The organism is Actinomadura livida (genome assembly GCF_014648675.1).
Taxonomy (GTDB): domain Bacteria; phylum Actinomycetota; class Actinomycetes; order Streptosporangiales; family Streptosporangiaceae; genus Spirillospora; species Spirillospora livida.
The window spans coordinates 387,643-402,191 of the sequence record NZ_BMRO01000004.1; the positions used below are offsets into that span (position 1 = coordinate 387,643).

At 72.7% G+C, this 14,549-nt stretch carries 17 protein-coding genes; 10 read left to right on the top strand and 7 right to left on the bottom strand.

The genetic code is table 11. The annotated features are described in order from the left end of the window. Positions 1 to 5: 5 nt before the first annotated feature. The gene (locus tag IEZ03_RS11480) at positions 6 to 428 is read left to right on the top strand and encodes a DUF742 domain-containing protein (protein WP_132053178.1); all 423 of its coding nucleotides are present in this window, start codon (positions 6 to 8) and stop codon (positions 426 to 428) included. Further along, positions 409 to 1,074, top strand: a complete 666-nt coding sequence (locus IEZ03_RS11485) for a GTP-binding protein (RefSeq protein WP_132053176.1) — start codon at positions 409 to 411, stop codon at positions 1,072 to 1,074. The genes IEZ03_RS11480 and IEZ03_RS11485 overlap by 20 nt, the downstream gene beginning before the upstream one ends. Here the strand turns inward: IEZ03_RS11485 and IEZ03_RS11490 are convergent. Then, a complete protein-coding gene (locus IEZ03_RS11490; protein ID WP_207946022.1) occupies positions 1,071 to 1,565 on the bottom strand; it encodes a winged helix-turn-helix transcriptional regulator in 495 nt (164 codons plus the stop codon). The two genes, IEZ03_RS11485 and IEZ03_RS11490, sit on opposite strands and share 4 nt — an antisense overlap. A 65-nt stretch (positions 1,566 to 1,630) precedes the next feature. On the opposite strand from IEZ03_RS11490, the gene IEZ03_RS11495 reads away from it, so the two are divergent. Further along, positions 1,631 to 3,055, top strand: coding sequence for an MFS transporter (locus tag IEZ03_RS11495; RefSeq protein ID WP_184888414.1), 1,425 nt, complete (start codon positions 1,631 to 1,633; stop codon positions 3,053 to 3,055). A gap of 339 nt (positions 3,056 to 3,394) precedes the next feature. On the opposite strand, the gene IEZ03_RS11500 is transcribed toward IEZ03_RS11495, so the two are convergent. From IEZ03_RS11500 to IEZ03_RS11510, 3 genes are all read right to left on the bottom strand, one after another. Then, positions 3,395 to 3,619, bottom strand: a complete 225-nt coding sequence (locus IEZ03_RS11500; protein WP_184888412.1) for a helix-turn-helix domain-containing protein — start codon at positions 3,617 to 3,619, stop codon at positions 3,395 to 3,397. Then, the gene (locus tag IEZ03_RS11505) at positions 3,619 to 4,224 is read right to left on the bottom strand and encodes a DUF2975 domain-containing protein (protein ID WP_184888410.1); all 606 of its coding nucleotides are present in this window, start codon (positions 4,222 to 4,224) and stop codon (positions 3,619 to 3,621) included. The genes IEZ03_RS11500 and IEZ03_RS11505 overlap by 1 nt, the downstream gene beginning before the upstream one ends. 92 nt (positions 4,225 to 4,316) lie before the next feature. After that, entirely contained in the window at positions 4,317 to 4,751 is a 435-nt protein-coding gene (locus IEZ03_RS11510) for a hypothetical protein (protein ID WP_184888408.1), read from the bottom strand. Between the two features lie 129 nt (positions 4,752 to 4,880). Between IEZ03_RS11510 and IEZ03_RS11515 the strand changes: the two genes are divergently transcribed. After that, positions 4,881 to 6,080 carry an RNA-guided endonuclease InsQ/TnpB family protein gene (locus IEZ03_RS11515; RefSeq protein ID WP_184888406.1) on the top strand — a complete coding sequence of 400 codons (1,200 nt, stop codon included), beginning with the start codon at positions 4,881 to 4,883 and terminating at the stop codon, positions 6,078 to 6,080. A gap of 46 nt (positions 6,081 to 6,126) precedes the next feature. Here the strand turns inward: IEZ03_RS11515 and IEZ03_RS11520 are convergent, their stop codons facing one another. Next, on the bottom strand, positions 6,127 to 6,645 hold the full coding sequence (locus IEZ03_RS11520) for a DUF2231 domain-containing protein (protein ID WP_184888404.1): 519 nt from the start codon (positions 6,643 to 6,645) through the stop codon (positions 6,127 to 6,129). 133 nt (positions 6,646 to 6,778) lie between these two features. On the opposite strand from IEZ03_RS11520, the gene IEZ03_RS11525 reads away from it, so the two are divergent. After that, positions 6,779 to 7,471, top strand: a complete 693-nt coding sequence (locus tag IEZ03_RS11525; protein WP_184888402.1) for a helix-turn-helix transcriptional regulator — start codon at positions 6,779 to 6,781, stop codon at positions 7,469 to 7,471. 71 nt (positions 7,472 to 7,542) lie between these two features. Further along, the gene (locus tag IEZ03_RS11530; RefSeq protein ID WP_229808216.1) at positions 7,543 to 8,370 is read left to right on the top strand and encodes a transporter substrate-binding domain-containing protein; all 828 of its coding nucleotides are present in this window, start codon (positions 7,543 to 7,545) and stop codon (positions 8,368 to 8,370) included. Here the strand turns inward: IEZ03_RS11530 and IEZ03_RS11535 are convergent. Together IEZ03_RS11535 and IEZ03_RS11540 are read right to left on the bottom strand one after the other, a co-directional pair. After that, positions 8,367 to 8,909 (bottom strand): hypothetical protein, encoded by a 543-nt coding sequence (locus IEZ03_RS11535; RefSeq protein WP_184888400.1) that lies wholly within the window; start codon positions 8,907 to 8,909, stop codon positions 8,367 to 8,369. The genes IEZ03_RS11530 and IEZ03_RS11535 overlap by 4 nt on opposite strands. After that, positions 8,906 to 10,153, bottom strand: a complete 1,248-nt coding sequence (locus tag IEZ03_RS11540; RefSeq protein ID WP_184888398.1) for a protein kinase domain-containing protein — start codon at positions 10,151 to 10,153, stop codon at positions 8,906 to 8,908. Before IEZ03_RS11540 ends, IEZ03_RS11535 begins: the two co-directional genes overlap by 4 nt. A 244-nt stretch (positions 10,154 to 10,397) precedes the next feature. Here IEZ03_RS11540 and IEZ03_RS11545 point away from each other — a divergent pair, with 244 nt between their 5' ends. The 4 genes from IEZ03_RS11545 (at position 10,398) to IEZ03_RS11560 (ending at position 14,540) form a co-directional block, all read left to right on the top strand. After that, the gene (locus IEZ03_RS11545) at positions 10,398 to 11,009 is read left to right on the top strand and encodes a TetR/AcrR family transcriptional regulator (RefSeq protein WP_184888396.1); all 612 of its coding nucleotides are present in this window, start codon (positions 10,398 to 10,400) and stop codon (positions 11,007 to 11,009) included. 149 nt (positions 11,010 to 11,158) lie between these two features. Beyond that, entirely contained in the window at positions 11,159 to 12,379 is a 1,221-nt protein-coding gene (locus IEZ03_RS11550) for a PucR family transcriptional regulator (protein ID WP_229808217.1), read from the top strand. A gap of 32 nt (positions 12,380 to 12,411) precedes the next feature. Then, on the top strand, positions 12,412 to 13,014 hold the full coding sequence (locus IEZ03_RS11555) for a TetR/AcrR family transcriptional regulator (RefSeq protein WP_184888392.1): 603 nt from the start codon (positions 12,412 to 12,414) through the stop codon (positions 13,012 to 13,014). A gap of 62 nt (positions 13,015 to 13,076) precedes the next feature. Continuing rightward, a complete protein-coding gene (locus tag IEZ03_RS11560; RefSeq protein WP_184888389.1) occupies positions 13,077 to 14,540 on the top strand; it encodes a pyridoxal phosphate-dependent decarboxylase family protein in 1,464 nt (487 codons plus the stop codon). Positions 14,541 to 14,549: the final 9 nt, after the last annotated feature.

Sequence of the window (14,549 nt, forward strand, 5' to 3'; positions counted from 1 at the left end):
CCGCGATGGACCCGAGCGAAACGCCCGGCGCCCCCAGGGGGCCGGGCCGGGAACGGTGGCTGGACGCCGCCGCCGGACCCATCGTCCGCCCCTACGCGGTGACGCGCGGCCGCACCCAGCCGACGGGCGAGCCGCTGGACATCGTGGCGATCCTCGTCGCGACCGGCCGGCCGCCCGCCGAACCCGGCCGGCTGTCCCGCCAGCAGCGCCGCCTGCTGGCGCTCTGCCGCCGCCCGCACGCCCTCGCCGACCTCGCCTCGGACCTGGACCTGCCGCTCGGCGTGATCCGGGTCCTGGTCGGCGACCTGCTCGACTCCGGCCTCGTGGACGTCCAGCGGTGGTCCACACCGGCCGGCCAGCCGTACGTCCAGCCGCACACCGACCAGAACCTGCTCAGGAGGGTGCTCGATGAACTCCGCGCGCTCTGACCCCCCGCCCGACGCCACCGAGGAGCATGACGACCGGGCGGACGGTCCGCGGGTCGCGTTGAAGATCCTTGTCGCCGGCGGGTTCGGCGTCGGGAAGACGACGATGGTCGGCGCGGTCAGCGAGATCCGGCCGCTGCGGACGGAGGAGGCGCTGACCGACGCGAGTATCGGCGTCGACGACCTCGACGGGCTCGGGTCCAAGACCACCACGACCGTGGCCATGGACTTCGGCCGGATCACGCTGCGCGACGGCGTCGCGATCTACCTGTTCGGGACGCCCGGCCAGGAGCGGTTCTGGTTCATGTGGAACGAGCTGTCGCGCGGGGCGCTCGGCGCGGTCGTGCTGGCCGACACGCGGCGGCTGATGGCGAGCTTCGCGTCGATCGACTACTTCGAGCAGAAGGGCACGCCGTTCGTCGTCGCCGTCAACTGCTTCGACGACGCCGACCGCTACGACCCGCCGGAGATCAGGATGGCGCTGGACATCGATCCGCACGTGCCCGTGCTGCTGTGCGACGCGCGGCAGACGGTGTCGGCCAAGCAGGTGCTGGTCGCGCTGGTCGAGCACGCGCTGCGGCTCGCCAGCGGCCCGTCCTCGACGAGCCCGCGGGCCTGGCGGACCCCGGCCCCCACCCGCGACGGCTAGCCGTTCTGGCCCTCCTCGGGCTGCGGGGGGCCCATGATGATCTCGTCCACGCCGACGTCGTGGCCGTTCGTGCAGCGGACCTGCGACTGGACCGCCGCGCCGCAGCCGGCGTGGGTGAGCATGACCTGGCGCCCCTCGTCGCCGGGCAGGTAGGTCTCGCCCCACTCCATGAGCCCGACGAGGGTGGGCGCGAGGTCCTGGCCCATCTTCGTCAGGTGGTACTCGTAGCGCGTGCGCTGCCCCGGTTCCTGGTAGGGCTCCCGGCTGAGCAGGCCGGCCTTGACGAGGTGGCGCAGGCGTGCGGTCACGGCCGACTCGGTCATGGCGAGGTTGCGGACGAAGTCGCCGAAACGGTTGGTCCCGAAGTACGCCTCGCTGAGCACCAGCACCGCCGACGGCGGGCCGAGCGCGGCGAGCGTCCTCGCGACCGGGCAGTTCTGCATCGACCAGGCGTCGCGGTCGGCGAAGTGCCCCTCAAGTGCGATTGTCACCCCTCCACTATAAACCTGCTGACTTCGCTTGACCAAAGTCAGCCCGCTCGCTAGCCTCCCTGACTATGGTGGAACAAAGTCAGGTACGCCCACGGCCGGTGCTCGCGGTGCTCTCCGTCGCCTCCTTCATGGCGGGCCTCGACCTGTTCATCGTCAACGTCGCCTTCGACGAGATCGGACGCGACTTCGCCGGCGGGACCATGGCCGACCTGTCCTGGGTCCTCAACGCCTACGCGATCGTCTTCGCCGCGCTGCTCGTCCCCCTCGGCCGCCTCGCCGACCGGTACGGACGCAAGCCCGTCCTCATCGCCGGGCTCGTCGTCTTCACCGCCGCGTCCCAGGCGTGCGCCATGGCCCCCGACCTGTGGTCGCTCGTCGGCTTCCGCGTCCTGCAGGCCGTCGGCGCCGCCGCGCTCATCCCCACCAGCCTCGGCCTGCTGCTGTCGGTCTACCCGGCCGCGCGCCGGGGCGGCGCCGTGCGGATCTGGTCCGCCTCCGCCGCGCTCGCCGCCGCCGCCGGGCCCGTCGTCGGCGGCGTCCTCGTGGACGTCTCCTGGCGCCTGGTCTTCGAGATCAACATCCCGATCGGGATCGCGGTGACGCTGCTCGCGCTGCGCTACGTCCCCGACTCCCGCGAAGGCGCCACCGCCCGCATCCCCGACCTGCCGGGGACCACGGTCTTCACCCTCGCCGTCGCCGCCCTCGCCCTCGGCCTCGTGAAGATCAACGACTGGCCGGGCGAGCAGACCGCCCTCGTGGTCGGCGCCGCGCTGCTCGCCGTCGCCTGGTTCTGGCTCCGCTCCCTGCGGCACCCCGCGCCGGTCATCGAGCCGTCCCTGCTCGCCGTGCGCACCTTCTCCTGGTCGAACGTCACCGTGCTGCTGTTCAGCGTCGCGTTCGCCGCCAACCTCCTGCTCGGCGTCCTCTGGATGCAGCAGATCTGGGACTACTCGCCCATCAGGACCGGGCTCGCCGTCGCGCCCGGCCCGCTGATGGTCCCGGTCATGGCGATCATCGCCGGCAAGATGGCCGCCGCACGCGTCCCCGCCGGTCTGATCACCGCCGTCGGGTGCACGCTCTGCGCCTTCGGCGTCGCCCTGATCGCGATGAGCCTCGGCCCGGCACCGGCCTACACCACCGAGCTGCTGCCGGGCTGGCTCATCGGCGGAGTCGGCGTCGGCCTCGCCCTCCCCACCATCCTCTCCGCCGCCGCCGTCGACCTGCCCGCGCACCGCTACGCCACCGGCAGCGCCGTCGTCAACATGAGCCGGCAGATCGGCACCGTCCTCGGCGTCAGCCTCGCCGTCGCCGCCCTCGGCGCCCCCATCGGCTACACCGAAGCACACGACGCCTACGTGAACGCCTGGCTGATGGTCGGCGGGTTCATGGTGATCGCAGCCATCACCGCCCTTGGCATGAACCCGCGCCGCCCGCAGCCCTCCCCCACCGTCCCCGACACAGAAACGGAAGTGGTCGCCCGCGCCTCATAACCGAAAGACCCGGGCCGCGGGCGAAGCCTTGACCCGGACCGAAAGGTTCGGTTCGCCCGCAGATCCCGAATCACAGCGGGCACCTTCATCCGGAGAAGGTGCCCGCTGTATTTGATTGCATCGCCCTTGGCGTCAGGCGCTAGAGCGCCTTCCTTCGGCGGGCGCTGCTTGCGATCGCTGCATCGCTTCGGCTCGCCTAGCGGCTCGCTGCGCGATCAGGTTTCTTGCTTCGCTCGAAACCTGCCTTCGGACGCGATCGCGGTGGTTCTGGTTGTTGCGGGGTTGCTGTGGTGGCTGGTTTTGTGTGTTTGTGGGTGCGGGTTTGTGTGGGGCTTTCGGTTACTGCTTTGTGTGGCTTAGTAGGTCGCCTGGTTGGCAGTTTAGTTCTCTGCATAGGGCGCTTAGGGTTGTGAAGCGGATTGCTTTGGCTCTGCCGTTTTTGAGGATGGAGAGGTTTACCGGGGTTACGCCTACTCGTTCGGCGAGGTCGGTTAGGGTCATTCCTCTTTCCTCTAGGAGGTGGTCCAGGTGGACCTCTATCTGGTGGGGGTCCTCGGGGGGCATCAGACCAGGCCCTCGGTGTCGGCGCGGAGGCGGGTGCCGTAGCCGAACGCGCCTGCCAGGCCGGCGGCCAGGAAGGACAGCAGGACGGGGAGTGCGGACAGTTCGTAGCTGATCTCGACCGCCTGTTCCATCGGGGTGCCGGAGACCAGGACCGTCGTCGCCAGGACGTCCAAGGCCGGGACGAAGGTGGCGGTCACCAGGAGGGTGGCGGCGACCGCGAAGAGGCGGCGCGTGTTCCGGCGGTCGAAGATCTCCTGGTCGGCGCGGAACGTCGTGGCGATCTGCATGATGAGGGTCAGGATCGCGAGGACCAGGATGCCCTGGACGATCTGGGGGCCGACGAGCAGGACGCGGTCCAGGAGGCCGGGGTCGCTCACGGTCAGTTCGGCCTGGTGGGTTCCCTGGAGGGTCATCCCGTCCGCGGACGGGGCGGTCACCTGGGCGCGGTCGTCCAGGTGGACCTCGCGGGTCTCCGTCGGCGGGATCAGGCCGGTCACGCCCAGGAACGGGAAGAGGATGCTCAGGCCGACCCCCAGGAGGCCGAGGCTGATGATCCCTTCCAGGCTGTGGCGGTCGAGTGTTCTCCACCAGGAGGTGGTCTTCATGGGTCGCTCCCCGTGCAGCGGCATATCGTTCTTCGATAGTATCGAAAATCGATATGCCGCCGTCAAGGGGGATTGGGATCTGGTTCCTGGTGCTACGCCTGGAGGGCGGCGAGGAGGACCAGGATCAGCGTCGCGACCGCGAAGAGGCCGTGGCCCAGGACGACCGGGACGGGGAAGGCGTGCTCGGCCGGGGTGTCCGGCGTCGCGGCGCCGGGGGCGCCCTGGGTGGTGCGGACGGCCGGTGAGCGGGTCACGGCCAGCCCGCGGGCGAACATGACGAAGCCCAGCAGCGCCACCGGCAGGAGGATCGCGAACGCCGTCCAGGCCAGCGCGCTCGTGTCGGCGAACAGGTAGACCACCCAGACGACCAGGCCGGTCGCGGCGAGCAGGAAGTGGCCGAAGATCACCGGGACGGGGAGCCGGGACGAGCCCTCCCGGCTCGCCCCGCCGCGGGCCGTCCAGGTGCCCAGCATGTAGAAGCCGCCGACCGCGGTGACGAGCCAGGCGACGAGTGCGGCGATGCTCATGGTTCCTCCGTGTTCATCCGATACCTACAGCGTGGAGACCCCGTCCTTGAGGGCGGGGAGGAAACGGGGGGGGCGGTGCGGCGCGGTGACTCTCCGGGTTTTGTCGGTGGCGGTCGGTATGGTGCGGGCGTGTCCCGGTACCGGTTGTGCCCGACCCCCGCCCAGGAGGCGGGGCTGCTGGTGCATTGCGCGCATGCCCGGTTCGTGTGGAACCTTGCCGTGGAGCAGCACGGGTGGTGGACGCCGCGCCGCGGCCCCGCGCCGGGGTACGTCGCCCAGGCCCGCCAATTGACCGAGGCCCGCGCGGCGAACCCGTGGCTGGCGGGCGGGTCGCAGACGGTGCAGCAGCAGGCGCTCAAGGATTTCGCGCAGGCGATGGCGAACTTCTTCGGCGGGACGCACCGCCGCCCCACCTGGCGCAAGGCCGGGCGGCATGAGGGGTTCCGGATCGTGGGGGCACGCGGCCGGGCGTGGGAGGTGCGGCGGTTGAACCGCCGCAACGGCCAGGTGCGGGTCCCGAAGGTGGGGTGGGTGCGGTTCCGCTGGTCCCGCCCGGTGCCCGACGGGGTGAAGTCGTTCCGGGTGACCCGCGACCGCTCCGGCCGGTGGCATGTCGCGTTCGCGCACGTGCCTGGCCCGGTCCCCGCTCCCGGCAACGGTGCGGCGGTCGGCGTCGACCGGGGTGTGGCGGTGTCGGCCGCGCTGTCGACCGGGGAAACCCTGAACGTGCCGGGCCTGACGGCGGGTGAGGCGGAGCGGTTGAACCGGCTGCTGCGGCGTCTGGCCCGCGCGAAACCGGGGTCGAACCGCCGCGCCCGGGTCAAGGCCGCCATCGCCCGGCTTAAAGCCCGTGAGGCCGACCGCCGCAAAGATTGGGTGGAGAAGACCTCGACCGGCCTGGCGCGCCGCTTCGACGTCATCGGCGTCGAGAAACTCGACGTGGCCGCCATGACCCGTTCGGCGCGCGGCACCCTTGACACGCCGGGCGTGAATGTCAGAGCCAAGGCGGGGCTCAATCGGGGCATCCTCGCCAACGGCTGGGGACGACTCGCCGCCCGGCTGGAACACAAGGCCCCCGGACGGGTCGTCAAGGTCGACCCCGCGTACACGTCGCAGACCTGCAACCCCTGCGGGCACCGCGCCCCGGACAACCGCGAGAGCCAAGCGGTGTTCCAGTGCACGGCCTGCGGGCACCGGGCCAACGCCGACGTCAACGCCGCACGCAACATCAAAGACACCGCCGTGGGACGCACGGTGGCCGCGCGGGGAGGCACGCCGTTGGGCGGGCCGGTGAACCGCGAACCTCAACCTGCTCTCCTGCCTGCGTAGGGACCGGGTTGGAATCCCCCGCCTTCACGTCAGACGGGGGAGGACGTCAAGACTGTGTTCTCCGGGACGGACGGACGAAGCCCTCGGCCTGTGTGTTCTCGTCGGCCACGCGGACGCCGTAGCGGTAGGCGAGCTTTCCGCCGAGATACCCCGCCGCGGCCAGGCATGCGAGGGACGCGGCCGAGAGCGCGGTCTGGGCGGGCGAGACGGCGCCGTCCCCGAGCCGCCAGCCGAAACCGGCCACGTAGGCGAAGGTCGCGGCGAGGTTCAGGGACATGTGGCTCAGCGCGGTGCGGAAGGCGCGGGTGCCGGGCGGGATGGCGAGCAGGTCCAGGAAGCCGGTCGCGGCGGCGGCCAGCGCGCCGGCGATCCCGAGGCCGATGAGCCACAGCGAGACCTCGGCGGCGGAGGGCGGGCCGGTGCCGAGGTGCGCGGCGACGTCGATCACGAGGCTGCTCACCCAGGCCCCGATCGGCACCGTCACGAGGATCGGGTGCAGGGGGTGGCCGTAGCCTCCGGCGAGCGGGCTCACCGGCTGTTTGGCGCGGTACTGCGGGTCGTCCATGACGCCTCCTATTTCGCCAACAAGTATTGGTGTTTTATGGGTTCGGAGTCAATGGGGTGCGAGTTTGTTGGTGTGTCGTTGGATTTCGTACAGTGTTCTGGGTGTTTTCGTCGGTCGGGGTTAGGGTGGGGCCGTGACCTCGGATCCCCTCGAAGCCGCCGCGATCCTGAGTGACGACCTGCGGCGCGGCATGTACGCGTTCATCCGCTCGGCAAGGGCGCCGGTGACCCGGGACGAGGCGGCCGCCAGCGTCGGGATCTCCCGCAAGCTCGCCGCGTTCCACCTCGACAAGCTCGTCGAGGCGGGGCTCTTGCGCGCCCACTACGCGAGCCCGGCGGGCGTCCGGCGGGTGGGGCGCGCGCCGAAGGTGTACGAGCCGTCCGGGGTCGACGTGCGGGTCAGCATCCCGCAGCGCGAGCACGGGCTGCTCGCGAGCATCCTGCTGGACGCGGTCCGCGGGCAGGGGGCGGCGGAGAGCGGGCAGGAGGCGGCGCTGCGGGCCGCGGGGGAGCGGGGCCGCGCACTCGGCGCCGCGGAGAGCCGTCCCGTCCGGGGCGGGCGGCTCGGCACCGAACGCGCGCTCACCCGCGCGGCGGAGGTCCTGGACCGCCACGGCTTCGAGCCCGACCGGGAGGAGCCCACGCGGCTGCGGCTGCGCAACTGCCCGTTCCACCCGATGGCCCAGGACGACCCCGACCTCGTGTGCGGGGTCAACCACGCCTTCCTGTCCGGTGTGGTGGACGGCCTCGGCGCGTCCTCCATCGAGGCGAGGCTCGCCCCGCACTCCGGTTACTGCTGCGTCGAGTTCGGGCCCCGCGAGGAGTGAGCGGCGGACGCGGGGCGGCCGCTCCGCTATAGGTACTTACCTCCATAAGTCCGGCGAATTACTGTTACGCCGTGACGAGGTTGGGTGGGGTGGCACGGGCACTGGCCGCGGTCGTTCTCGCGGCGGGGCTCGCGGGGGCCTGCGGGGAGCGCGGGCAGGAGTCGCTGCTGGACAAGTCGACGCTGGTGGTCGGTGTCCGGCCGGACCTGCCGGGGCTCGGGCAGCGGCTTCGGGACGGGCGCTTCGAGGGCTTCGACGTCGACGTCGCGCGCTATGTGGCGGACCGGCTCGGCAAGAAGGTCGCGTTCGTCCAGGCGCTGGCGGCCGACCGGATCCCGCTGCTGACCTCCGGCCGTGCCGACATGGTGCTCGCGACGCTGTCGGTCACGCCGGAGCGCAAGACGGAGATCGCGTTCGCCGGGCCCTACTACGTGTCCTACCAGGACGTCCTCGTGCCGTCGGACGCGCGCGGCGTCGACGAGGTCCGCGATCTGAAGGGGCGCCGGTTCTGCTCCGTGGAGGGCGCGAACACCGCGGCGCGGCTGCTGGCGATCCACGGGATGACCGCCGATCTCGTCCCCGCCCGGGACTACGACGAGTGCATGACGAAGATCAAGGCGGACGAGATCGACGCGATCACCACGAACGACGTGATCCTGGCGGGCCTCATCCGGCGGGAGGGCGGCGGGTTCCGGCTGGTCAACGCCCGGATCGGCGAGCAGAACACCGGGATCGGGCTGCGCCGGAACGACCCCGACGGGTGCGAGGCGCTGAACCGGGCCATCACGCAGATGTACCAGGACGGCACGGCCGTGAAGCTGGTGACCAAGTGGTTCGGCGGCACCCCCGGCCTGGACCTGTCCATCATCGAGATCCCCCAGTTCGAGGGCTGCGACTAGCCGGTCGCGCGCTCCAGGATGTGGTGCAGCTCGTCGGCTCGGTCGCCGTCGATCGCGCCTTCCCGCGCGCGTGTGGCGATCTTGTGGTGCAGGTAGGCGACGTCCGAGTGGCCGCCTTCGAGCGCCTCCCGGGGGCGGTCCAGGATGTTCTCGATCACGTTGTTGAGGTCGAGGCCCACGTCGTCCCGGACGTCGCCCTCCTCGACGCCCTCGTCCACGGCGAAGCGGAGCCGGAGCAGCGCCTCGTACAGGCGGGGCTCAGCCGACGACTCCGGGGTTCGGGAAGGCGTGCTCTCGGGTGTGGGGGTGGCCGGGGTCGCGGCGGGGGACGGCGATGGCGGCGGTGCGGCAGCCTGGAGGGGGAGGAGGCGGTCGGGCGGGCGGTCGTCGGCCAGCGAGCCGCCGATCCCGATGACGAGGGTGGTCGCCGCGACGACCGTGGCGAGGACGCCCGCGAGCGCGAGCCAGGGGAGCTGGAAACCGCGCGCCGGGCGCAGTTCCTCGCTGCGCCACCCGCCGGTGCCCTGGTCGTCCGTCATGTCTGGACCGTCGCCAGTACGCGGTCGAGTTCGTCGGCGAGCCCGGGGGACAGGCCGCGCTCCCGTTCCCTGGTGACGATCTTCTCCCGCAGCAGGCCGATCCGCTGCGCCACGTCGACGGCCCGGTCGGAGGTCAGGTCGTCCTCCAGGTTCGTGATGACGTTGTTGAGGTCGATCGCGACGTCGGAGCGGATCTCGCCCGAGCTGTAGCCGCGGCTGACGATCGGGCGGAGCCGCCCGAGCGCGTCGGTCACGCCCGTCTCCGTCGCGCGGCCGCCGCGTGCGGCCGGCGGTGCCGGTGCCGGCGGACCGTCCGCGCGCGGCTGGGACGGTGCCGGGACGACGGTGACCGGGGCGCGCGGCGCGGAGACGAGCATCGCGGCGGCGGCCGTGGCGGGGATGGCGATGACGAGGGCCAGCGCCGCCAGCCGGGCGTGCCTGCCGTACCGGCGCGGGCGCGCGATCGGGCGCAGCGTCCGGGTGCGGTCCTCGGGGGACGGCGCCCGGCGCACCGTGCTGAAGACGGCGTTCGGCGGCTCGTCCTCGCGGGTGAGGAGGGCGGCGATCTCGTTCATCGACGGGCCGTGCTCGGCGGTCGCGGAGGCACAGCGTGCGGCGAGCGCGGCCAGGTCCGCGGGCGGCCCGGCGGGGAGGCAGGCCGCGATGACGGCGCCGAGCGCGCGGACGTCGGACGCCTTCGCCTCCGCCACCGCGGACTCGGCGGTGCCGGGAGTCCGGTCATGGCCGGACGTGCCGCGGGCGCCCCGGACGATCCCGGCGAGACCGGTGTCGACGACCTTGACGTCGCCGCAGAAGAGGACGATCTCGCCGGTGGTCAGGTCCCCGTGCGGCACCCCCGCGCGGTGCGCGGTCCGCAGCGCCCCGGCGACCTGGGCGCAGATCCCGGCGGTCTCGGACGCGCTGAGCGGCCCGAGGCGGAGGCGCTCCGCGAGGGTCTCGCCGCTCAGGAACTCGGTGACGACGTAGGAGACGAGGCGTCCGGACACGTCGCGGGTCTGGTCGCTGTCGTAGACGGTCTCCAGGGCGGCGTGGGACAGACCCGCGGCGCGGTTGACGCCCTTCTGGAACGCGCGGTGCAGGTCGGTGCGCGCGGAGGCCAGGAGCTTCACGGCGACGGGACGGCCGAGCAGCTCGTCCCAGGCGCGCCAGACCTCCCGCGTCCCGTCGTCCTCGAGGAGGTCCACCAGCCGGTAGCGCTCCGTCAGCCGCAAGCCCGATTCCACGCGAACCAATCCCTGTCGCATTCCCTGGCCGGGCGTGGTCCCCGGTCTGGCAGGTGGTACGCGGCGCCGGGCGGGCGGGTTCGACGGCAGTAAGCGTCGGTTGTCGTAAGGCGGGGTCGTAAGGCGGGGTCGTGAAGCGGGGCGTGAAGTCGGGAAAGACCCGCGATGTAGGTGTTCGGCGGCCCGGTACGGAAGAATGGGAGAGGCCACGGCCAGGCGGGGGCATCGGGAGAGGCAGGACGCTTTGAGCGGCGACATGCGGTTCACCGTCACGCGCACGCTGAGCAAGGACCAGCAGGCGCGGCGGGAACGGCTGATCGACTCTGCGCGGGAACTCGCGCTGGAGGGCGGCTACGCGGCCGTCACCATGCACGATGTCGCGGACCGCGCCGGTGTCGCCCGCGCCACCGTCTACCGGTACTTCGCCACGAAGGACCACCTGCTCACCGAGGTCGCGGCGGCCTGGGCGCACCGCGCCATCGACGACATCGGCGCGGTCGAGATCGGCGAGACCCCGCTGGAGCGGCTCACCGCGCTGCTGGAGCGCATCGTGTACGTGGCGGCCGCCGAGCCGACGCTGACCTCGGCCATCATCCAGGCCGTGACCTCCGACGACTCCAGCGTGGACGACCCGCGGACGGTCCTGTTCCTGTTCCTGCGCGACCGGCTCTCCACGGCGATCGGCGACCCGGTGCCCGAGCGGGACGACGTCGAGATCGTCCTCGGGCACGTCCTGCTCTCCGCGCTGGTCAGCCTGGCGTCGCTGCGGCAGCCGGCCGACGAGGTCGCCGCGATGGTCCGCACCGCGGGCCGGCTGGTGCTGGCCGGAGCGCTCGCCGCCACCACCGCCCCGTAACGGTCCAGCACCCGCACCTGCCGGCGCCGGTTTTGTCATCCGAATGACAAGGCTCGCGGCGCATTGATTGGACGGGGACACAGCCCGCCCGGCCCGCCGTCGGTAGCTTCCCTAGAGCCCGCAAGCGGAGCGGCCGGGAGGTGCGGACAGTGACGACGACGCTGGGGGAGCGCTCGCCGCTGAAGCCCTGGGCCGGTGTTCCCAGCGAGCTGTCCGACGTCTTCCGCCCCCACCTGGACGCCCTCGCCGAAGAGATGATCGAGGAGATCCTCGCCGGCATCCCCGAGTACTCCCGCCCGCAGGACGAGGAGTACGCGCGGCTCGTCCGGCTCGCCGTCGAGGGCGCCCTGCGCCAGTTCGTCGACCTCATCATGGACCCGGAGAGCTCGTGGGAGCCGGTCGCCGCGGTCTACCGGGAGATCGGCTGGGCGGAGGCCCGCGAAGGCCGCAGCCTGGACATCCTGCAGACGTCGCTGCGGCTCGGCGCCCGCGTCGCCTGGCGCCGCCTCGCCGCCGAGTCCGAGCGGTACAACATCTCGCGCGGCACGCTCGCCAGCATCGCCGAGGCCATCTTCGCGTTCCTGGACGAGATCGCCCGCGCCGCCACCGAGGGCTACACCAAGGCCCGCGAGCAGGAGGCGGGCGAGCTGGAGCACCGCCGCCGCAGGCTGCTGGACCTGCTGCTCGCCGAACCGCCCGCCGCCCCGCAGGCCGTCGCGGACCTCGCGCGGCTCGCGCAGTGGCGGGTGCCGCGCGAGGTCGCCGCGGTCGTCCTGTACGAGCGGCGGCAGCAGCCGTTCTCCCGCCCGCGGCTGCCGCCCGACGTGCTCGCCGACGTGAACCGCCGGGAGCCGTGCCTCGTCGTCCCCGACCCGGACGGGCCAGGCCGGGGCCGCGTCCTGGAGCCGCTGCTGCGCGACTGGGTCGCCGCGCTCGGCCCGACCGTCCGCGTCGAGGACGCCGCCCGGTCGCTGCGCTGGGCCCGCGAGGCGCTGCCGCTCGCGCGCCGCGGCATCCTGCCTGCCGACCGGCTGATCCGCTGCGCCGACCACATGCCGGCGCTCGTCATGTTCAAGGACGAGGAGCTCGTCCGGACGGTCGCCGAGCTGCGCCTCGCACCGCTGAACGGCGTCCGGCCGCGGCACCGCGAGCGGCTGATGCGCACGCTGCTGGCCTGCCTGCAGAGCGGGTTCAACGCCACGGAGGTCGCGGGGCGCCTGCACGTCCACCCGCAGACCGTCCGGTACCGGCTGCACCAGCTGGAGGAACTGTTCGGCGAGGGGCTCTACGACCCGGAGGCGCGGCTGGAGCTGGAGATGGTGCTGGCCGTGCACCTCACCGCGCCCGCGACCTCTCAATCAAGCGATTGACCGACAGCCGGGCCAGCGCCTAGCTTGGGGCTATGACCAGCAGCGACGGTGCCCGGGAGCGCATCCTCGACGCGGCCACCCGGCTGTTCGCGGCGCTCGGCTACGACGGCACCTCGACCCGCATGATCGCCGAGGCGGCCGGGCTCAACGTGGCCACCGTCGCCTACCACGTCGGCGGCAAGCGCGACCTGTACGTCGCCGTCATGGAACGTGCCCACACGGCCGAGCGCCAGGTCCTGTCCGACGCGGTCGCCCAGGTCGAGGACGCCGGCGGGCTCCTCACGCTCGTCGACCGGTACATCGACTTCTGCGCCGAGCACCCCGAGGTCCCCGCCCTGTGGATGCACCGGTGGCTGTCGGACGCCGCCGACGTCGCGCACCTGGAGGAGCACTACGTCAGGCCGCTGCTGGAGATGGTCGCCGCCGCCGCCCGCAAGGTCGTGCCCGACGGCGTCGACGTCGAGTACGTCATCTGGACCGTCGTCTGGTGCACCCACGGCTTCGGGTCCGGCGGCGTCCTCGATGCCGATGGAACGCGCCACGGACTGGACGACCCGCGCGAGCTGGCCCGGTTCCGCGCCAACGTGCGGCGGCTCGTCGCCACCGCGATCGGACTGCCCGACCCGGCGGCCTGAAGGCCCCCGGGCCCGCCGATGACCGCCCCGCCCCCACCGAAGCACCGAGGAAGCGCAACGCCATGCCGTCTGACCACGCGCCGGAGACCCCCGCAGCCCCGTCCCACGACCCGGCGCTGCCCGAGACCGGCCGCCCGGCCGGCGAGCTGCTCGCCGAACTCGCGCGGCTGCGCGAGGCGGACCTGCCCGTGCGCGGCGGCCAGGTCACCGCCTACGTCTACGACACCGGACGCGAGGCCGTGCACGACCTCGCCGCCACCGCCTACCTGGAGATGCTGGAGGTCAACTGCCTCGACCCGACCGCGTTCCCCAGCATCGTCGCCCTGGAGCGGCAGGTCGTCGCCGCCGTCGCGAGCCGGCTCGGCGGCGGGTCCGGCGTGTTCACCAGCGGCGGCACCGAGTCGATCATGCTGGCGGTCAAGTCGGCGCGCGACGCCCGCCCGGTCGCCGGGAAGCCGCAGATCGTGCTGCCGGCGACCGGGCACCCCGCGTTCCACAAGGCCGCGCACTACCTGGGCATGGAGGTCGTGCACGTCCCGGTCGACGCGTCGTTCCGCGCCGACCCCGCCGCGACCGCCGCCGCCATCACGCCCCGGACCGTCCTGGTCGTCGCCTCGGCCCCCTCGTACCCGCACGGCGTCATGGACCCGGTCCCCGAGATCGCGGCGGTCGCCGCGTCCGCGGGCGTCCCGTGCCATGTGGACGCGTGCGTCGGCGGCTGGGTCCTGCCGTGGCTGCGGGACACCGGGCGCGACGTCCCGCCCTTCGACCTGTCCGTGCCCGGCGTGACGTCGCTGTCCTGCGACCTGCACAAGTACGGCTACGCGCCGAAGGGCGCCTCCGTCGTCCTCTACGCGGACGAGTCGCTCCGCCGCCACGCCTACTTCGCCGCCGCGGAATGGCCCGGCTACACCGTCATCAACGCGACCGTCCAGAGCAGCAAGAGCGCCGGGCCGCTCGGCGCGGCGTGGGCCACCCTCAACGCGGTCGGCGCGCAGGGCTACCGCGAGCTGGCCGGGAACGCGATGGAGGCGGCGGAGCGGCTCGTCGCCGGTGTCGCCGAGATCCCCGGACTGCGGGTGCTCGGGGAGCCCGTGGCGCCGCTGGTGGCCGTCGCGTCGTCCGAGCCCGGCCTGGACGTGTTCGTCATCGCCGACGAGGCCCGGTCGCGCGGCTGGTTCTTCCAGCCGCAGCTCTCCTACGCGGGCATCCCGCCGAACCTGCACTTCACGCTGACCGGCGTCAGCGACATCGAGCCGCTGCTCTCGGCCCTCGCCGACTCGGCGAAGGCCGCCCGCGCCGCCGGGCCGCCCGACGTCCCGGCCGACCTGGTGGAGGCCCTCGCCGGCCTCGACCTCGACTCGCTCGACGACGCCGGTTTCGCCGGGCTGCTCGCGTCGGTCGGCGTGGACCTCGACGGCGGCGGCCAGCCCGAGATGGCCGTGGTCAACGCCATCCTGGACGCGCTGCCGCCCGCCACCCGCGAGGCGCTGCTGATCCGCTTCCTGTCCGCGCTCTACGCGTGACGGGCGCCG

Excerpts from the sequence above, each read along its gene's own strand:
- IEZ03_RS11485 (WP_132053176.1), top strand. The coding sequence starts at position 409 with ATGAACTCCGCGCGCTCTGACCCCCCGCCCGACGCCACCGAGGAGCAT.
- IEZ03_RS11560 (WP_184888389.1), top strand. The coding sequence starts at position 13,077 with ATGCCGTCTGACCACGCGCCGGAGACCCCCGCAGCCCCGTCCCACGAC.
- IEZ03_RS11505 (WP_184888410.1), bottom strand. The coding sequence starts at position 4,224 with ATGAAGACCACCTCCTGGTGGAGAACACTCGACCGCCACAGCCTGGAA.
- IEZ03_RS11520 (WP_184888404.1), bottom strand. The coding sequence starts at position 6,645 with ATGGACGACCCGCAGTACCGCGCCAAACAGCCGGTGAGCCCGCTCGCC.
- IEZ03_RS11500 (WP_184888412.1), bottom strand. The coding sequence starts at position 3,619 with ATGCCCCCCGAGGACCCCCACCAGATAGAGGTCCACCTGGACCACCTC.
- IEZ03_RS11480 (WP_132053178.1), top strand. The coding sequence starts at position 6 with ATGGACCCGAGCGAAACGCCCGGCGCCCCCAGGGGGCCGGGCCGGGAA.
- IEZ03_RS11495 (WP_184888414.1), top strand. The coding sequence starts at position 1,631 with ATGGTGGAACAAAGTCAGGTACGCCCACGGCCGGTGCTCGCGGTGCTC.
- IEZ03_RS11510 (WP_184888408.1), bottom strand. The coding sequence starts at position 4,751 with ATGAGCATCGCCGCACTCGTCGCCTGGCTCGTCACCGCGGTCGGCGGC.
- IEZ03_RS11555 (WP_184888392.1), top strand. The coding sequence starts at position 12,412 with ATGACCAGCAGCGACGGTGCCCGGGAGCGCATCCTCGACGCGGCCACC.
- IEZ03_RS11535 (WP_184888400.1), bottom strand. The coding sequence starts at position 8,909 with ATGACGGACGACCAGGGCACCGGCGGGTGGCGCAGCGAGGAACTGCGC.